Origin of the sequence: Caulobacter sp. FWC2 (assembly GCF_002742625.1) — a bacterium.
In the GTDB taxonomy this organism is placed as follows: Bacteria; Pseudomonadota; Alphaproteobacteria; order Caulobacterales; family Caulobacteraceae; genus Caulobacter.
Genome location: NZ_PEBF01000001.1, coordinates 928,780 through 943,811 on the forward strand (window position 1 = coordinate 928,780; position 15,032 = coordinate 943,811).

The following is a 15,032-nucleotide window of genomic DNA, read 5'->3' on the forward strand; positions in this document are numbered from 1 at the left end:
CCCGGATCGCGCCGGGAGGCCTCTTCGTCTTCAAGGGATCGACGCCTACTCTGCGGCGGCCTTGGCCGCGTCGCCGCCGAACTTGGCGTGCAGTTCGCCGGAGGCGTAGCGCTTGCCCATGGTCGCGGTCGACAGCGCCTTGATCTTGTCGGCGTGGCCGGCTGAGCCGAACTCGACGAAGCGGGCCTGGCAGACCTTGCGCATGGCTTCCTTTGCGGGCTTCAGATAGGCGCGCGGGTCGAACTCGCCCGGCTTTTCCATCAGGATCTTGCGGATCGCGCCGGTGATGGCCATGCGGTTGTCGGTGTCGACATTGATCTTGCGCACGCCGTGCTTGATGCCGCGCTGGATCTCCTCGACCGGCACGCCCCAGGTCTGGGGCATCTCGCCGCCGTACTGGTTGATGATGTCCTGCAGGTCCTGCGGAACGCTGGAGCTGCCGTGCATCACCAGGTGGGTGTTGGGCAGGCGGCGGTGGATTTCCTCGATCACGTTCATGGCCAGGACGTCGCCGTCCGGCTTGCGCGTGAACTTGTAGGCGCCGTGGCTGGTGCCCATGGCGATGGCCAGGGCGTCGACGCCGGTCTGGGCGACGAAGTCGACCGCCTGATCCGGATCGGTCAGCAGCTCGTCGTGGCTGAGCTTGCCTTCGAAGCCGTGGCCGTCCTCGGCCTCGCCCATGCCGGTCTCCAGCGAGCCCAGCACGCCCAGCTCGCCTTCGACCGAGACGCCGCAGCTGTGGGCCATCTGGACAACCTTGCGGGTGACCTCGACATTGTACTCGTAGGAGGCCGGGGTCTTGGCGTCCTCCATCAGCGAGCCGTCCATCATCACCGAGGTGAAGCCGTACTGGATCGCCGTGGCGCAGGTCGCCGGGCCGTTGCCGTGATCCTGGTGCATGCACACAGGGATGTGCGGATAGATGTCGACCAGCGCGTCGATCATCTTGGCCAGCATGATGTCGTTGGCGTAGTTCCGCGCCCCGCGCGAGGCCTGGATGATGACCGGCGAATTGACGGCGTCGGCCGCCTCCATGATCGCCAGGCCCTGTTCCATGTTGTTGATGTTGAAGGCGGGCAAGCCGTACTCATGCTCGGCGGCATGGTCCAACAGCTGGCGCAGCGTGATGCGAGCCACGTAGTTCTCTCCTGCAAGCGTTAAGTGGTTGGGTCGTTTCTTGTTTTTGGGGCCGTGACGCTTGTGCGTTCTCTGCCCGGGTCAGTCTCACAGAGGCTAAACGCGGATCTGCACGATCCGCGCCAGCTGAATATCTCAGGATTCGAGCGCCGCGACGCCGGGAAGCGTCTTGCCCTCCATCCATTCGAGGAACGCGCCGCCGGCGGTCGACACGAAGGTGAAATCGGCCGACACGCCCGCGTGGTTCAGTGCAGCGACAGTATCACCGCCGCCCGCGACGGCCACGAGTTTACCCGACTTGGCCAACGATGCTGCATGTTTCGCCGCCGAAACGGTCGCTTCATCGAACGGCGGGACTTCGAAAACACCAAGCGGACCATTCCAGATCAGGGTGACACTTGCGTCCATGGCGGCCAGCAGGGTCTTCACCGTCTCGGGGCCGGCGTCCAGGATCAGGTCGTCGGGCTGGACGTCATAGACATTGCGGGTCTCGGCGTGGACGCCCGGCTTGACGCTCTTGGCCACCACCACGTCGGTCGGCAGCAGCAGCTTGCAGCCGGCCGCGCCGGCCAGGTCGATGATCTCCAGGGCGGTGTCGGCCAGGTCGGGCTCGCACAGCGAGGCGCCGACATCGATCTTGGCCGCGTGCAGGAAGGTGTTGGCCATGCCGCCGCCGATGGCCAGATAGTCCAGCTTGGTCACCAGGTTGCGCAGCAAATCCAGCTTGGTCGAGACCTTGGAGCCGCCGACGATGCCGATCACCGGCTTCTTCGGGTTGCCCAGGGCGGCGTCCAGGGCTTCCAGCTCGCGCTGCATGGCCAGGCCCGGATAGGCCGGCAGCAGGTGGGCCAGGCCTTCGGTCGAGGCGTGGGCGCGGTGGGCGGCGCTGAAGGCGTCGTTGACATAGACGTCGCCATTGGCGGCCAGGGCCTTGGCGAACTCGGGATCGTTCTTCTCTTCGCCGGCGTGGAAGCGGACGTTCTCCAGCAGGGCCACGCCGCCGTTTTCCAGGGCGTCGACGACCTTGGCGGCTTCAGGGCCGATGGCGTCCGAGGCGAAGGCGACCGGCTGCTCCAGCAGCGCCGACAGCGGCTCGGCCACGAAGGCCAGGCTCATCTCCGGCGTGACCTTGCCCTTGGGACGGTCGAAGTGGGCCAGCAGCACGACCTTGGCGCCTTGCTGGGACAGGTAGTGGATGGTCGGCAGGGCCGCGCGCAGGCGGGTGTCGTCGGTGATCTTGCCGCCGTCGACGGGCACATTGAAGTCCACCCGGACCAGGGCGCGCTTGCCGGCGAGATCGGCGGTGTCGAGGGTGCGGAAGGTCATGGCCGGATCCTGAAAGTCTGTGCGTTGAACCTCGCCCTTCGACAAGCTCAGGGTGAGGTTCAAGGGGAAGGCCCAAGAAATCGGGCCTAGTAGTAGCCCTCATCCTGAGCCTGTCGAAGGACGAGGGCGGCCCCACCGGGCCAAGGAAAACCCCGCTCCTTGCGGAAGCGGGGTTTGGTGGTTCGTTCCTTACAGGAACTTCGCCATTTCCAGAGCGGTGTCGCTCATGCGGGTCGCGAAGCCCCACTCGTTGTCGTACCAGCTGAGCACGCGGACCAGCTTGCCCTCGATGACTTGCGTCTGGGGCAGGGCGGCGGTCGAGCTGGCGGCGATGTGGTTCAGGTCCGACGAGACCAGCGGGTCGGTCGTGGTGAACAGCACGCCCTTCATCGGACCATCGGCGGCGGCCTGCAGGGCGGCGTTGACCTCGGCGGCGTCGGTGTCGCGCGTCGGCACAACCTTCAGATCGATGACCGAGACGTTCGGGGTCGGGACGCGGATCGAGCTGCCATCCAGCTTGCCCTTCAGTTCCGGCAGAACCAGGCCCAGGGCCTTGGCGGCGCCGGTCGAGGTCGGGATCATGGAGAGGGCCGCGGCGCGGGCGCGGTAGAGGTCCTTGTGCATGGTGTCCAGCGTCGGCTGGTCGCCGGTGTAGCTGTGGATCGTGGTCATGTAGCCACGCTCGATGCCGACCAGGTCGTGCAGGACCTTGGCGACCGGGGCCAGGGCGTTGGTGGTGCACGAGCCGTTCGAGACGACGATGTCGTCGGCGGTCAGGGTCTCGTGGTTGACCTTGTAGACGATGGTCTTGTCGGCGCCGTCGGCGGGGGCCGAGACCAGCACGCGCTTGGCGCCGGCTTCCAGGTGCAGGGCGGCCTTGTCGCGGGCGGTGAAGATGCCGGTGCACTCGAACGCGATGTCGACGTTCAATTCCTTGTGCGGCAGGTCCTTCGGGTCCCGGATCGCCGTGACCTTGATCTTGCCCATGCCGACGTCGATCCAGTCCTCGCCCGAGGTGACGACGCCCGGGAAGCGGCCGTGGACGCTGTCGTAGCGCAGCAGGTGGGCGTTGGTCTCGACCGGACCCAGGTCGTTGATGGAGACGACCTCGATGTCGCGGCGGCCATGCTCGGCGATGGAGCGCAGGACCAGACGTCCGATGCGGCCGAAGCCGTTGATGGCGACGCGAATAGCCATGGGTCGTTCTCCTGTTATGACCGCGCGATCGAGTTCGATCGGCGTTCCCTATTTGGGCGCCGTTTTGCGGGGGATAGGCGCGAAGTCAAGGCCCTAGAAACTGACACGGCGTCGGGAAATGCTGCTATGGGCTCCCCGCCGCCCAAATGTCGCCCTGACGACTGGCATAGACGGGGCTCATCTATATGTTGCGTCGCATGATTGGAAATCGCCGATGATCCCGGCCGACGGTACGGCCCTCGACCTGGCCGTGCGCCGTCTGGAGCGCGCGGTGGCTCAGCTTGAGCAGCGCCAGGCGGCCCGGGCCGCCGAGGTCGAGCGCGCGCTCGCGGTCGCCGCGGCTGCGCCTGTCGCGTCTTCGTCGCCCGCCGAGCCAGGCCTCTTCGATGACGAAGAGCGCGTCCGCCTGGTCGCCGACCTGGAAGCCGCCCGCGAGCGCGAGAGGGCGCTGGAGGAAGCCGGCGAGCAGGCCTCCGCCGCCCTGGGCCGCGCCATCGCGGAGATCCGCTCCGCGCTCGGCGATGAGTTCGTGGCCAATGACGACCACGCGCATGACGACGAAGCCGAAGAGGCCGACGCGCTGGTCCAGGACGACGACCTGTTCGACGCGCCCAAGGCAGGCGATCCCAAAGTCCGCGATTTGGGGGAGGCCTGACGCATGGCCCAGGTGACCATCCACGTAAACGGCCGGCCCTACATGGTCGGCTGCGAGGACGGCCAGGAGCCGCACCTGTCTGAACTGGCGCGACTGTTCGACCGCCAGGTCCGCCAGGTCAGCTCCGACGTCGGCCAGCTGGGCGAGACCCGGCTGTTCCTGATGGGCGCCCTGCTGCTGGCCGACGAGCTGTCGGACATGAAGCTGCGCCTGGCCCACGCCAACGCCGAGATCGCCCGCCTCAACCAGGACGGCACCAAGGCCGAGATCGCCGCCATCCGCGCGCTGGACGCGGCCGCCGAGAAGATCGAGAAACTGGCGGCGGAGTAGAGGCGCTACGCTCTCGCTATAACTTGAGGTTGTTCTCTCCGCTGTATTCCCTATCGTCGGGACCTGGTTCGGAAGAGGGCTCTCGATGAGATTGCTGGCGACGTTTGGGCTTCTGGGCTTGGCCTGGAGCGGCCCCGCCTTGGCGGCGGATTCCACTGCCGCCGCGTTCGGCGCGCGCGAATATATCCAGCAGATCAGCCTGTCGCCCGACGGCCAGAAGGTGGCGATGATCGTGCCGACCGCTGGGCGCGGCGTCCATCTGGAGGTCGTCGACACAGCCGCTGCCGGCCCGCCCAAGGCGATCCTCGCCTCCAACGGTAGCCCCGAACGACTGACGAGCTGCCGTTGGTCGACCAATACGCGCCTGGTCTGCCAGATCTATGTCGTCGTGAAGGACGCCCAGAACCGGCTGGGCTTCACCCGCCTGATCGCGATCAACAGCGACGGCGGCGACCTGAAGGTGCTCAGCGCACAGACAAACGACCGCTCGTTGCGGATGTCGCAGAACGGCGGCGTGGTGATCGACTGGGCGACCGACGACGCGCCAGGTGGGATCCTGATGACCCGCGACTACGTGCCGGAGCGCGGCACTGGCACCCACCTTGCCAAGGAAGATGACGGTCTGGGCGTCGATCGCGTCGACACAACAACCTTGGCTCGCCGGTCCGTCGAGAAGCCAAACCTCAACGCCATCGAATATATCGGCGATGGGCGCGGGACCGTCCGGGTGATGGGCGTTCGGCCGACGCGGTCGTCGGGCTACGCCAGCGACAAGATTCTCTATTTCTATCGCCAGCCTGAACGCCGCGACTGGCTGCCGTTGGGCCAGCTGACCCTCGGCGCCACGGGCTACAGCGGCTTCAGCCCCGAAGCCGTCGATCCCAAGCTCAATGTCGTCTACGGCTTTGACGCCAAGGACGGCCGCCTGGCCTTGTACAAGACGGCGCTGGACGACAGCCTCAAGCGCGACCTGGTGCTGGCGCGACCGGACGTCGACGTTACGGGCCTGGTGCGGATCGGTCGCCAGAACCGCGTGGTCGGCGTCTCCTACGTCACCGACAAGCGCGAGACCGAATTCTTCGATCCCGACTTGCGCAAGCTGGGTCTGGCCCTGGGCAAGGCCCTGCCGGGTCGCCTGGTCACCTTCGTCGACGCCTCGGCCGACGAATCGAAGCTGCTGCTGTTCGCCGGCAGCGACAGCGATCCGGGCCTTTACTACCTCTATGACAAGACTACCCGGAACCTGCAGGAGCTGATCGCCGCACGGCCCCAGCTTGAGACGTTCAAGCTAGCCACGGTGAAGGCGGTGACCTATCCGGCCGCCGACGGCACGCAGATCCCGGGCTACCTGACCCTGCCGCCGGGCAGCGACGGCAAGAACCTGCCGACGATCGTCATGCCGCACGGCGGTCCCGGCGCGCGCGACGAATGGGGCTTCGACTGGCTCGCTCAGTATTTCGCCCAGCAGGGCTACGCCGTGCTGCAACCCAACTATCGCGGCTCGGCCGGCTATGGCGCGGACTGGTTCCAGAAGAACGGCTTCCAGTCCTGGCGCACGGCGATCGGCGACGTGAACGACGGCGGCCGCTGGCTCGCCCAGCAGGGGATCGCCGCGCCGGGCAAGCTGGCCATCGTCGGCTGGTCGTACGGGGGATATGCGGCGCTGCAGTCGGCCGTGCTGGATCCGGACCTCTTCAAGGCCATCGTGGCGATCGCGCCGGTCACCGATCTGGAGACCCTGCGCGCCGAGTCGCTGAACTTCACCAACTACCTCCAGGTCAGTGAATTCATCGGCAAGGGCCCGCACGTGACCGAGGGCTCGCCCGCCCAGAACGCCGCGAAGATCAAGGCGCCGGTCCTGCTGTTCCATGGCGACCTCGACGCCAATGTCGGGATCGGCGAGTCGCGGCTGATGGAGCGCAAGCTCCGCGACGCCGGCGGCAAGGTCGAGCTGGTCGAGTTCAAGGGATTGGACCACCAGCTCAACGACGACACGGCGCGAACCGAGATGCTGGCCAAGACCGACGCCTTCCTCAAGGCGTCGCTGGGCCGCTGATTGTCGCCTGCGACGCGGGCGCCTCTATCGCTGGGGCGCCCGACCCCCTATATTGATCGACGGCGGGTCTTGCTGTGGCCCTCGTCGAAGATTTCTATTCCCAGGGACCTTAATCTCTCTATCGGGACCTGTTCCCTCCCGTGGCCGTGGCTGCGGGAACACGGGGCCCACCTGTAACTAACAGGTTCGAGTGGATTGAAACGTCTTCACGGTTCTTCGCGGCGCCGCCACCTTTCTTCTATAAGCCGGGGTCTTCTATAAGCGATGGATGACCATCGCCGACCCCCTCGCGGCCAAGATCGCGCTGCGCGTCTTCCTGCGGAACCAGCGCAAGCAGCTGGCCCTCGAACATCCCGAAGCTGACTGGATGATCGCCGAAGTGGCGCGCGGGCCGCTGGCCACGCTGTTCCCGAACCCGGAGGGCAAGATCGCCGCCGTGTATCACGGCCTGGGCTCGGAGGTGTCGCCCCACATCCTGGCCGACCAGCTGGCGGAGGCGGGCTGGGACTTGGCGCTGCCCGCGGTGCTGGACAAGGACGAGGGCGAGATGGTGTTCCGACTTTGGGATCGGCAGACGCCCCTGGTCCATGACGCCATCGGCCTGCGCGGTCCCCCGCCACAGGCCTTGGGGGTTAAACCCGATCTGGTCATCACGCCGTTGCTGGCCTTCCAGCGAGACGGCCTGAGGCTGGGGCAGGGCGGCGGCTATTACGACCGGGCGCTGGAGGCGCTGCGCGCACAGAAAGAGGTCTTCGCCCTGGGCTTGGCCTATAGCGGCCAGCAGGTGGAGAATTTGCCGCACGAGCCGCACGATCAAAGGCTGGACGCTATTCTCACAGAAAAAGAGTATATCGCGGTCAATGACATGAGCCGCTGACGGCTCGATCCACACCTTTCCTTGGACCTATCGATGCGTTTCGCCTTCTTCGGCGATGTCGTCGGCAAGTCGGGCCGTGACGGCCTGGCCGACCATCTGCCCGACCTTCGCCGCCGGCTCGGCCTCGAGTTCGTGATCATCAACGCCGAGAATGCGGCCGCCGGGTTCGGCATCACCGAGAATACCGCGCGCGAGCTGTTCGAGGCCGGCGCCGACTGCCTGACCCTGGGCAATCATAGCTGGGACCAGCGCGAGGCCCTGACCTACATCGTGCGCGAGCCGCGCCTGATCCGCCCGGCCAACTACCCGATCCTGTCCGACGCGCCGGGCCGGGGCAGCCATCTGTTCCAGACCGACTCGGGCAAGACGGTGTTCGTGGTCAACCTGCTGGGCCGGGTGCACATGGACGCCATGGACGACCCGTTCGCCGCCGCCGATCGCGAGCTGGACAAGGCCCCGCTGGGCCAGGTGGCCGACGCGGTGATCGTCGACATGCACTGCGAGGCGACGTCCGAGAAGATGGCCATGGGCCACTATTGCGACGGCCGCGCCTCGCTGGTGGTCGGCACCCACACCCACGTTCCGACCGCCGACTGCCAGGTCCTGCCGGGCGGCACGGCCTACCAGACCGACGCCGGGGCCTGCGCCGACTATGACAGCGTCATCGGCAATCAAAAGGAAGAGCCGCTGCGCCGGTTCACCACCAAGATCAGCGGAGGGCGCTACACGCCGGCCTCGGGTCCGGCGACGGTGTGCGGCGTGTTCGTCGAGACCGACGACCGCACGGGCCTGGCGACGCGCGTCGAGCCTATCCGCGTCGGCGGCCGTTTGCAGCAGAGCATCCCCGAAGTCTGACACGATTGCTTTCGTCATGCGTTGAGGGTTGGCTGTCTTCAGCCAACCCTCAGGAGCTTGCCATGACCGACGCCATCTACACCGCCCACGCCCACGCCGTCGGCGGCCGCAACGGGACCGCCAAGTCCGATGACGGCCATCTGGACGTCAAGCTGGCCTTCCCCAAGTCGATGGGCGGCGACGGTAACGGGACCAATCCCGAGCAACTGTTCGCGGCCGGCTATTCGGCCTGTTTCCTGGGCGCGCTGGGCCTGGTGGCCCGCAACCAGGGCGTCAAGCTGGGCGAGCACAGCCTGGACGCCGAGGTCGACCTGATCAAGGACGACACCAGCTTCCACGTCGGCGTGCGCCTGAAGCTGACCGCCCCGGACCTGGACCGCGAGACCGCCGAGAAGCTTCTGCACGCCGCCCACGAGGTCTGCCCGTACTCCAAGGCAACGCGCGGTAACGTCGATGTGGCGCTGGAAGTCGCCTAGGCCGCCGGGAAGTACTGGAAGAACGGTTCGGCCTCGGCCAGCACGCGCTGGACCGAGGGCCGGGCCTTCAGGCGCTCCAGATAGGCCAGGCTCAGCGGCCAGCGGTCCCCAAATGGCGCTTCTGGCGCCTGGACCTTGTCGGCGTAGAACAGCGCCGGCATGGCCGCGCAGTCGGCCAGGCCGAAGTCGCCGCACATCCAGTCGCGGCCGTCGGCCAGTTGCTTTTCCAGGTGATCGCAGGCCGTGGCCAATTGGGCGTAGGACTCCCGGACGCCGTACGGGTCCTTGCCGGCGTCCGCCGGTCGGATGCGGTCGGCGACGATGCGCTGCATCGGGTGATGGACGTAGTGGTCGAAGAACCGGTCCCAGAACCGCACTTTCCAGGCCAGGTCCGGATCCCGCGGCACGAAGCGCACGGGTCCGGGATAGCGCAGGTCCAGATAGTCGAGGATGACGCTGGTCTCGAGCACCGTCTCGTCGCGGAGCTCATCGCGCAGCGCCGGCATCTTGCCCATCGGCGATAGCGTCAGGAACGCCGCGCGCCCGGCCGGATCGCCCAGGTTGACCATGGCGTTCTCGAAGGCGATGTCGTTCTCGTAGAGGCCGATCAGCACCTTCCAGCAGAACGACGACAGCGGGTGGGCGTGCAGGGTCAGGCTCATCGGTCGCTTCTGGATCGTTGACGGATCGCCCAACTATTGTCGAGCCGGGGCAAAGCACAAGCCTGGGTCGAAGCCCCTTGGGGGTGACAAAACCCGCCCTCGGGGGCTAGAAGCGCCCACACTCCATTTTTCAGATCAGAGACAGAGCCTCCGAATGGCCGGCCACTCGAAATTCAAGAACATCATGCACCGCAAGGGCCGCGCCGACGCCGCGCGCTCCAAGCTGTTCTCCAAGCTGTCGCGGGAAATCACCGTCGCGGCCAAGACCGGTCTGCCCGACCCGGCCATGAACCCGCGCCTGCGCCTGGCCGTGAACAACGCCAAGGCCGAAAGCCTGCCCAAGGACGTCATCGACCGCGCGATCAAGAAGTCGCAGATGGGCGACGCGGCCGACTACTCGGAAATCCGCTACGAAGGCGTCGCCGCCGGCGGCGTCGGCATCATCGTCGAGGTGCTGACCGACAACAAGAACCGCGCCGCCGCCAACGTCCGGTCCTACTTCACCAAGATCGGCGGCAACATGGGCGCCACCGGCTCGGTGACCTTCAACTTCGATCACGTCGGCCAGATCACCTATCCGGCCAAGGCCGCGTCGGAAGACGACATGATGGAAGCCGCCATCGAGGCCGGCGCCGACGACGTCACGTCGGACATGGACGAGGACGGCGAAGGCCACACCATCTACACCGCCTTCGAAAGCCTGAACGAGGTGGCCGCCGCCCTGGAAGCCAAGTTCGGCGCGGCGTCGAACACCAAGATCGCCTGGCGCCCGAAGATGCAGGTGCCGGTCACCGGCGACTCGGTCGCCACCCTGATGAAGCTGCTCGACCTGCTCGACGACGACGACGACGTCCAGAACGTCTATTCGAACGAAGACATCAGCGACGAAGACCTGGCCAAGCTGGGCTGACGCGTCCTTGGGGAGGTCCGATGGGCCTCCCCTTCCTGTTTCCAGTCTTTCCAGCGACGAGGCCCCGGTGACCTTTTCCGCCCCGAACGCCCTGGACGTGGTCGACCTGCCCGGCCTGCCCAACCACTATCGCGGTAAGGTGCGGGACAACTACGACCTGCCGGACGGCCGCCGGGTGATCGTCGCCTCGGACCGCCTCAGCGCCTTCGACCGCAACCTGTGCGCCGTGCCCTACAAGGGCCAGGTGCTGACGGAGACGGCGCGCTACTGGTTCGACGCCACCGCCGACATCTGCCCCAACCACGTCGTGGCCTATCCGGACCCGAACGTGCTGATCGGCCGGCGTCTGGAGATGCTGCCGGTCGAACTGGTGGTGCGCGGCTATCTGGCCGGGACCACCTCGACCTCGATCCTGACGCTCTACAACAAGGGCGAGCGCCAGATGTACGGCGTGACCCTGCCTGACGGCCTGCGCGCCAACCAGCGCCTGCCCGAGCCGATCCTGACCCCCACCAGCAAGGCCGCCGACGGCGACCATGACGCGCCGCTCTCGCCCGCCCAGATCCTGGAGCAGGGCCTGCTGACGGCCGACCAGTGGGACAAGCTCAGCGCCTACGCCCTGGCCCTGTTCGCGCGCGGCCAGGCGCTGGCCGCCGAGCGGGGGCTGATCCTGGCCGACACCAAGTACGAGTTCGGCCTCGACGCCGACGGCGCGATCGTGCTGGCCGACGAGATCCACACCCCCGACAGCAGCCGCTTCTGGAAGGCGGCGACCTACGACGCGCGCTTCGAGGCGGGCGAGCGCCCCGACAGCTTCGACAAGGACTTCGTCCGCGCCTGGGTCGCCCAGCGCTGCGATCCCTATAACGACCCGATCCCGGAAATCCCCGCGGACCTGATCCGGCAGACCTCTGACGTCTATATCGAGGCGTTCGAGACGATCACGGGGCACACGTTCCAGCGGCCGGACGCGGACGAGCCGGTCTTGGCCCGCGTGAAGCGCAACCTGGACGCCTACCTGGCGGGGTAGGGCGGGCGTCGCGAGCGCCCCCTCCGTCACGTCGCCTGTCGGCGCCGCGCCACCTCCCCCGCAAGCGGGGCAGGAGAGAGCGGCCGCTTCCTCCTCACCCGTGCAACGGGGGAGGTGGCGCGATGCGGACACGCATCGTGACGGAGGGGGCGTCTGTCCGTGCTTGCCACCTTCTCGCGGTCACACCGCGCGGCTAGACTGCGCCGCATGGTCCTGCGGGTTCACATCGACACCGATTGCGGCGTGGACGACGCCCTGGCGCTGGCCCTGCTGGCCCGCGCGCGACACGCCGTGGACGTGGTCTCAGTCTCGGCCGTGTTCGGCAACACCTATGTCGATCAGGCCGCCGCCAACGCCCGGGGCGTGCTGCGGCTGGCCGGCTGCGGGGCCGAGGTCTATATCGGCGCCGGCTCGGGCCTGGCCCGCCGCCGGGTCGAGCGGATGCGGCCCGCCCACGGGGTCGACGGCCTGAACGGCGCGGGCTTCTCGCAACGCTGGAAACTGCCCGAACTGGAGCGCGGCCACTCCGCCAACTTCCTGGCCTTCGCCGCGCGTCGCAAGGTGACGGGCCTGTTCCTCGGGCCTCTGACCAACCTGGCCAAGGGCCTGCTGGAGGACCCCGCGGCCTTTCGCGACTGGCGTCCGACGATCATGGCCGGCGCCTTCGAGGTGGCCGGCAAGGCGACCGGCGGCGCGGACTTCAACAGCTGGAGCGATCCGGAGGCCCTGCAGCGGACCCTGGAGGGCGGGGTCATGCCGCGCCTGATGCCGATGGACGCCTCCCACCAGGTGTCCGTCACCGCCGACGACCTGGCCAAGGGCGCGATCTGCTGCGGCTCGCCCCTGTCGCAGCGCCTGACCAAGGCCGCCGGCCCCTATATCGCCTTCCACCAGCAGGTCTGGGGCGGCGAGGGGTGCCGGCCGCACGACGCGGTGGCGGCCGCCAGCCTGGTCGCGCCCGAGCTCTTCACCTTCACCCCCGCGCGCCTGCGGGTGATCATCGACGGCGAGCGCCAGGGCCGCGTCGACCGCGTCGACGGCGCGCCCAACGCCGAGGTCTGCACGGGCCTGGACGTCGACGCCGTCAAGCGCCTGATCCTGGGCGGGCTGTTCGGCGGCAGCGCGGTCGAGGCGGCTTGAGCGCCCTGAGCGCCTTGGGGGGGGGCGGAATGAAGCTGAAGGTGTAGGATGTTTGCCCCAGAGCTTCAGTGCGGCTGGCCCCATTGGGCCGCGCGTTCCCGCACCAGGTCGCGCATGAACTGGTCCAGCTCGGCCAGGCGGCGATCCATCTCGGCCACCGGCACGCCGTTCCAGACGGCGTGGTCATAGGCCGAGCGCGCTTCCCGCAGGTTCTCGCCGGCCTGGTAGCGCTCGGTGATGTACAGGGTCTCGAGAAGCCTGGTGGGTCGGTCGAGCTTCTCGTGCTTCATCGACCAGTAGCTGACCATGTACTCGGTCAGAATCCCATCGTCCGATGTCTCGACCATCGTCCGTCTCCCTATACGCTGGAGCGGAGATAGGGACGCCGCGAGACCGTTCCAGCCCGCGTCGCCAAATTCAAATCCCGCTATCCCGGACGCCTCCGTTCGGCGCCCGGGATAACGGGAAGGCGAGAGATCCGCTCCGTCGGCTGAACCCTATTTCGCCGGGTCCTTCTTCCAGCCCCAGGCGTCCATCATCACGTCGAACAGGTGCGTGTTGGGGAAGTAGCCGCGCACGCGCTCGGCCCCGGGGCCGGTCGCCAGGGCGACGACCTCCTCGCCCGTGTGGCTGCGGTTGACCATGACGTTCTTGAGGCGGATGAGGTCCTCGTCCTTACCACCCGGCTTCTGGCTGGCCTTCCAGGCGTCATAGCCTTCCAGCAGCGGCTCGCCGCGCCGGCCGCCGTCGACCTGCAGGCCGAAGGAGTGGTCGGCGGTGAACACCAGCAGGGTGTCCTTGAGGTCGACGCGCGACTCGATCTCGGCGATGAGCTTGTCGAAATCGACGATGTGCTGGAGGCCCTCGCGCGGGTCGTCGGTGTGGGCGTCCCACTCGACCACCAGCAGGTAGCCCTTGGGCGAGCCCTTCAGCAGGTCCAGGGCCCGCAGCGTCGCGGCGCGGGTGTCGATCTCGCCTTCGGCCACGACCACGGGCCGCATGTTCGTCGCGGGTGCGTCCTCCAGCCGGGCGTAGATGGGACGCCCATGCGCCTTGGCGATCTGGTCGAAGCCGGTTCCGGCTGCGGCCAGTTGCTGGCCGATCCTGGCGCGGCCGGTCCCGAACAGCACGTCGACCCCGTCGCCATAGCGCGGGGTGAAGGCCTGCTGGAAGATCTCGCCCCATTTCCCGCGATCGTTCGAGTGGGCGTAGGTCGCCGCCGGCGTGGCGTCGGTGATCGGCTGGGACGTGACGACGCCGGTGCGCAGGCCGCGCGCCTCGGCATATTCCAGCAGGGTCTTGGTCGGCTCGCCGTCGGTCTTGCCGCGCACCGCGGCGGGAGACTGGCTGATCACGCCGTTGCGGGTCTTCACGCCGGTCATGATCGCCGACATGCCGTTGGCCGAGTCCGACACGAACTGGTCGACGGGCGAGGTCTCGCTGAGGCCCAGATTGGGCCAGTGCTGGACATGCAGCTTCAACGGTTCGCCGTAGCCCAGCAGGCTGGCGGCGTTCACCGACGCGACGCCGCCCGCGTCCGCAAGGAAGACGATGATGTTCTTTGCTCTTTGCGGTTGGGCTTTCTGCGGAGGCGCGGGCTGCGCCAGGGCGGGTGACCCGATCGCCAGGGACAGGGCGGCGGCGACCAAAAGACCTTTGAACATAGGCGTCTCCCAAGGCGGACATCGTGTCATGGGGACGGCTTCTAGCCGCTACGCGGCGCGGCTTGTGTGAAACAAGTGCGACAGCCGCCGCCTACTCCCGTGCGCCGCCTCGCGTGGTGTAGCAGTGCCGCTTTCCGGCCTCGCTGCCGCAGAAACCCGGCTCCAGGGTTCCCGCGTGCAGGGCCACATACGGGTCGCGGCGGCACTCGAACCAGGCCTTCTGGAAGACGACGTGCTCGACGTCCTGGTGGAACACCGGCTTCTGGTCGACCGTATAGAAGCGCACCATGCTGGAGAGGCCGCCGAAGCTGCCGCGGCCGTTGACCAGGCCGCAGATCTGGCCGGTGCGGGTGGACCACACCGCGCCCAGCTCCAGCGGCAGGGTCTGTTTCAGCCGCGCGTCGAGATTGGCCCGCACGATTCGCCACTCGGCCTCTGCCGCCGGGCGGGCCCGGGCCAGCTCCGGGCCGGACGGCGGGGGCAGGGCGCCCTGGGCCAGCTCGAACCGGGCCAGGTCGAAGCCGGTGAAGACGAAGGCCGCCAGGGTCCCGCACACGGCGATGGAGGTGATGATCAGCGGCGTCCACAGCCGCCGGCTCCTGCGCGTCCCATAGTCCTGCACCGCCATCACGTCTCTCCCTGGGCAACGGAACGAGGTTGGCGGAGTGATGGGAAATTACAAGCATAAACTATAGCTGCAACCTCAGGCGGCGTCCG

Annotated in this window: 17 protein-coding genes; 9 read left to right on the plus strand and 8 right to left on the minus strand. The window is 67.6% G+C overall.

What is annotated here, in order from left to right:
- Positions 1-45: 45 nt before the first annotated feature.
- From fba to gap, 3 genes are all read right to left on the minus strand, one after another.
- Positions 46-1,137, minus strand: coding sequence for a class II fructose-bisphosphate aldolase (gene fba / locus CSW62_RS04415; RefSeq protein WP_099575967.1), 1,092 nt, complete (start codon positions 1,135-1,137; stop codon positions 46-48).
- 135 nt (positions 1,138-1,272) lie between these two features.
- Positions 1,273-2,463, minus strand: coding sequence for a phosphoglycerate kinase (gene pgk, locus CSW62_RS04420; protein WP_099582171.1), 1,191 nt, complete (start codon positions 2,461-2,463; stop codon positions 1,273-1,275).
- A gap of 189 nt (positions 2,464-2,652) precedes the next feature.
- Positions 2,653-3,660: a type I glyceraldehyde-3-phosphate dehydrogenase gene (gene gap, locus CSW62_RS04425; RefSeq protein ID WP_099575968.1), complete on the minus strand. Its 1,008-nt coding sequence runs from the start codon at positions 3,658-3,660 to the stop codon at positions 2,653-2,655.
- Positions 3,661-3,874: 214 nt separating this feature from the next.
- On the opposite strand from gap, the gene CSW62_RS04430 reads away from it, so the two are divergent.
- From CSW62_RS04430 to CSW62_RS04455, 6 genes are all read left to right on the plus strand, one after another.
- Complete coding sequence (locus tag CSW62_RS04430; RefSeq protein WP_099575969.1) at positions 3,875-4,315, plus strand: hypothetical protein; 441 nt, start codon at positions 3,875-3,877, stop codon at positions 4,313-4,315.
- A gap of 3 nt (positions 4,316-4,318) precedes the next feature.
- Positions 4,319-4,645, plus strand: coding sequence for a cell division protein ZapA (locus tag CSW62_RS04435; protein WP_099575970.1), 327 nt, complete (start codon positions 4,319-4,321; stop codon positions 4,643-4,645).
- 85 nt (positions 4,646-4,730) lie between these two features.
- Complete coding sequence (locus CSW62_RS04440; RefSeq protein WP_099575971.1) at positions 4,731-6,701, plus strand: S9 family peptidase; 1,971 nt, start codon at positions 4,731-4,733, stop codon at positions 6,699-6,701.
- A gap of 268 nt (positions 6,702-6,969) precedes the next feature.
- The gene (locus CSW62_RS04445; protein ID WP_099575972.1) at positions 6,970-7,578 is read left to right on the plus strand and encodes a 5-formyltetrahydrofolate cyclo-ligase; all 609 of its coding nucleotides are present in this window, start codon (positions 6,970-6,972) and stop codon (positions 7,576-7,578) included.
- Between the two features lie 21 nt (positions 7,579-7,599).
- Positions 7,600-8,433 (plus strand): TIGR00282 family metallophosphoesterase, encoded by an 834-nt coding sequence (locus CSW62_RS04450; protein WP_099575973.1) that lies wholly within the window; start codon positions 7,600-7,602, stop codon positions 8,431-8,433.
- A 62-nt stretch (positions 8,434-8,495) separates the two neighbouring features.
- On the plus strand, positions 8,496-8,909 hold the full coding sequence (locus tag CSW62_RS04455) for an organic hydroperoxide resistance protein (protein WP_099575974.1): 414 nt from the start codon (positions 8,496-8,498) through the stop codon (positions 8,907-8,909).
- On the opposite strand, the gene CSW62_RS04460 is transcribed toward CSW62_RS04455, so the two are convergent.
- Positions 8,906-9,571, minus strand: a complete 666-nt coding sequence (locus CSW62_RS04460; RefSeq protein WP_099575975.1) for a glutathione S-transferase family protein — start codon at positions 9,569-9,571, stop codon at positions 8,906-8,908. The genes CSW62_RS04455 and CSW62_RS04460 overlap by 4 nt on opposite strands.
- A 154-nt stretch (positions 9,572-9,725) precedes the next feature.
- Here CSW62_RS04460 and CSW62_RS04465 point away from each other — a divergent pair, with 154 nt between their 5' ends.
- Positions 9,726-10,481, plus strand: a complete 756-nt coding sequence (locus CSW62_RS04465; protein ID WP_099575976.1) for a YebC/PmpR family DNA-binding transcriptional regulator — start codon at positions 9,726-9,728, stop codon at positions 10,479-10,481.
- 67 nt (positions 10,482-10,548) lie between these two features.
- Positions 10,549-11,511 (plus strand): phosphoribosylaminoimidazolesuccinocarboxamide synthase, encoded by a 963-nt coding sequence (locus CSW62_RS04470; protein WP_099575977.1) that lies wholly within the window; start codon positions 10,549-10,551, stop codon positions 11,509-11,511.
- Between the two features lie 26 nt (positions 11,512-11,537).
- On the opposite strand, the gene CSW62_RS04475 is transcribed toward CSW62_RS04470, so the two are convergent.
- On the minus strand, positions 11,538-11,681 hold the full coding sequence (locus CSW62_RS04475) for a hypothetical protein (RefSeq protein ID WP_233206779.1): 144 nt from the start codon (positions 11,679-11,681) through the stop codon (positions 11,538-11,540).
- Positions 11,682-11,718: 37 nt separating this feature from the next.
- Here CSW62_RS04475 and CSW62_RS04480 point away from each other — a divergent pair, with 37 nt between their 5' ends.
- Complete coding sequence (locus CSW62_RS04480) at positions 11,719-12,651, plus strand: nucleoside hydrolase (protein WP_099575979.1); 933 nt, start codon at positions 11,719-11,721, stop codon at positions 12,649-12,651.
- Positions 12,652-12,716: 65 nt separating this feature from the next.
- On the opposite strand, the gene CSW62_RS04485 is transcribed toward CSW62_RS04480, so the two are convergent.
- The 3 genes from CSW62_RS04485 to CSW62_RS04495 all read right to left on the minus strand — a co-directional run bounded on the left by CSW62_RS04485 (position 12,717) and on the right by CSW62_RS04495 (position 14,943).
- Positions 12,717-12,998, minus strand: coding sequence for a hypothetical protein (locus tag CSW62_RS04485; protein WP_099575980.1), 282 nt, complete (start codon positions 12,996-12,998; stop codon positions 12,717-12,719).
- Between the two features lie 150 nt (positions 12,999-13,148).
- The gene (locus CSW62_RS04490; RefSeq protein ID WP_233206611.1) at positions 13,149-14,315 is read right to left on the minus strand and encodes an alkaline phosphatase; all 1,167 of its coding nucleotides are present in this window, start codon (positions 14,313-14,315) and stop codon (positions 13,149-13,151) included.
- Positions 14,316-14,406: 91 nt separating this feature from the next.
- On the minus strand, positions 14,407-14,943 hold the full coding sequence (locus CSW62_RS04495; RefSeq protein WP_099575982.1) for a hypothetical protein: 537 nt from the start codon (positions 14,941-14,943) through the stop codon (positions 14,407-14,409).
- Positions 14,944-15,032: the final 89 nt, after the last annotated feature.

Bases quoted from the DNA above. Each gene is read 5' to 3' on its own strand.
- pgk (WP_099582171.1), bottom strand. From the start codon at position 2,463: ATGACCTTCCGCACCCTCGACACCGCCGATCTCGCCGGCAAGCGCGCC.
- CSW62_RS04440 (WP_099575971.1), top strand. From the start codon at position 4,731: ATGAGATTGCTGGCGACGTTTGGGCTTCTGGGCTTGGCCTGGAGCGGC.
- CSW62_RS04490 (WP_233206611.1), bottom strand. From the start codon at position 14,315: ATGTTCAAAGGTCTTTTGGTCGCCGCCGCCCTGTCCCTGGCGATCGGG.
- CSW62_RS04480 (WP_099575979.1), top strand. From the start codon at position 11,719: ATGGTCCTGCGGGTTCACATCGACACCGATTGCGGCGTGGACGACGCC.
- CSW62_RS04465 (WP_099575976.1), top strand. From the start codon at position 9,726: ATGGCCGGCCACTCGAAATTCAAGAACATCATGCACCGCAAGGGCCGC.
- CSW62_RS04495 (WP_099575982.1), bottom strand. From the start codon at position 14,943: ATGGCGGTGCAGGACTATGGGACGCGCAGGAGCCGGCGGCTGTGGACG.
- CSW62_RS04445 (WP_099575972.1), top strand. From the start codon at position 6,970: ATGACCATCGCCGACCCCCTCGCGGCCAAGATCGCGCTGCGCGTCTTC.
- gap (WP_099575968.1), bottom strand. From the start codon at position 3,660: ATGGCTATTCGCGTCGCCATCAACGGCTTCGGCCGCATCGGACGTCTG.
- CSW62_RS04485 (WP_099575980.1), bottom strand. From the start codon at position 12,998: ATGGTCGAGACATCGGACGATGGGATTCTGACCGAGTACATGGTCAGC.
- CSW62_RS04460 (WP_099575975.1), bottom strand. From the start codon at position 9,571: ATGAGCCTGACCCTGCACGCCCACCCGCTGTCGTCGTTCTGCTGGAAG.
- CSW62_RS04455 (WP_099575974.1), top strand. From the start codon at position 8,496: ATGACCGACGCCATCTACACCGCCCACGCCCACGCCGTCGGCGGCCGC.
- CSW62_RS04435 (WP_099575970.1), top strand. From the start codon at position 4,319: ATGGCCCAGGTGACCATCCACGTAAACGGCCGGCCCTACATGGTCGGC.
- CSW62_RS04430 (WP_099575969.1), top strand. From the start codon at position 3,875: ATGATCCCGGCCGACGGTACGGCCCTCGACCTGGCCGTGCGCCGTCTG.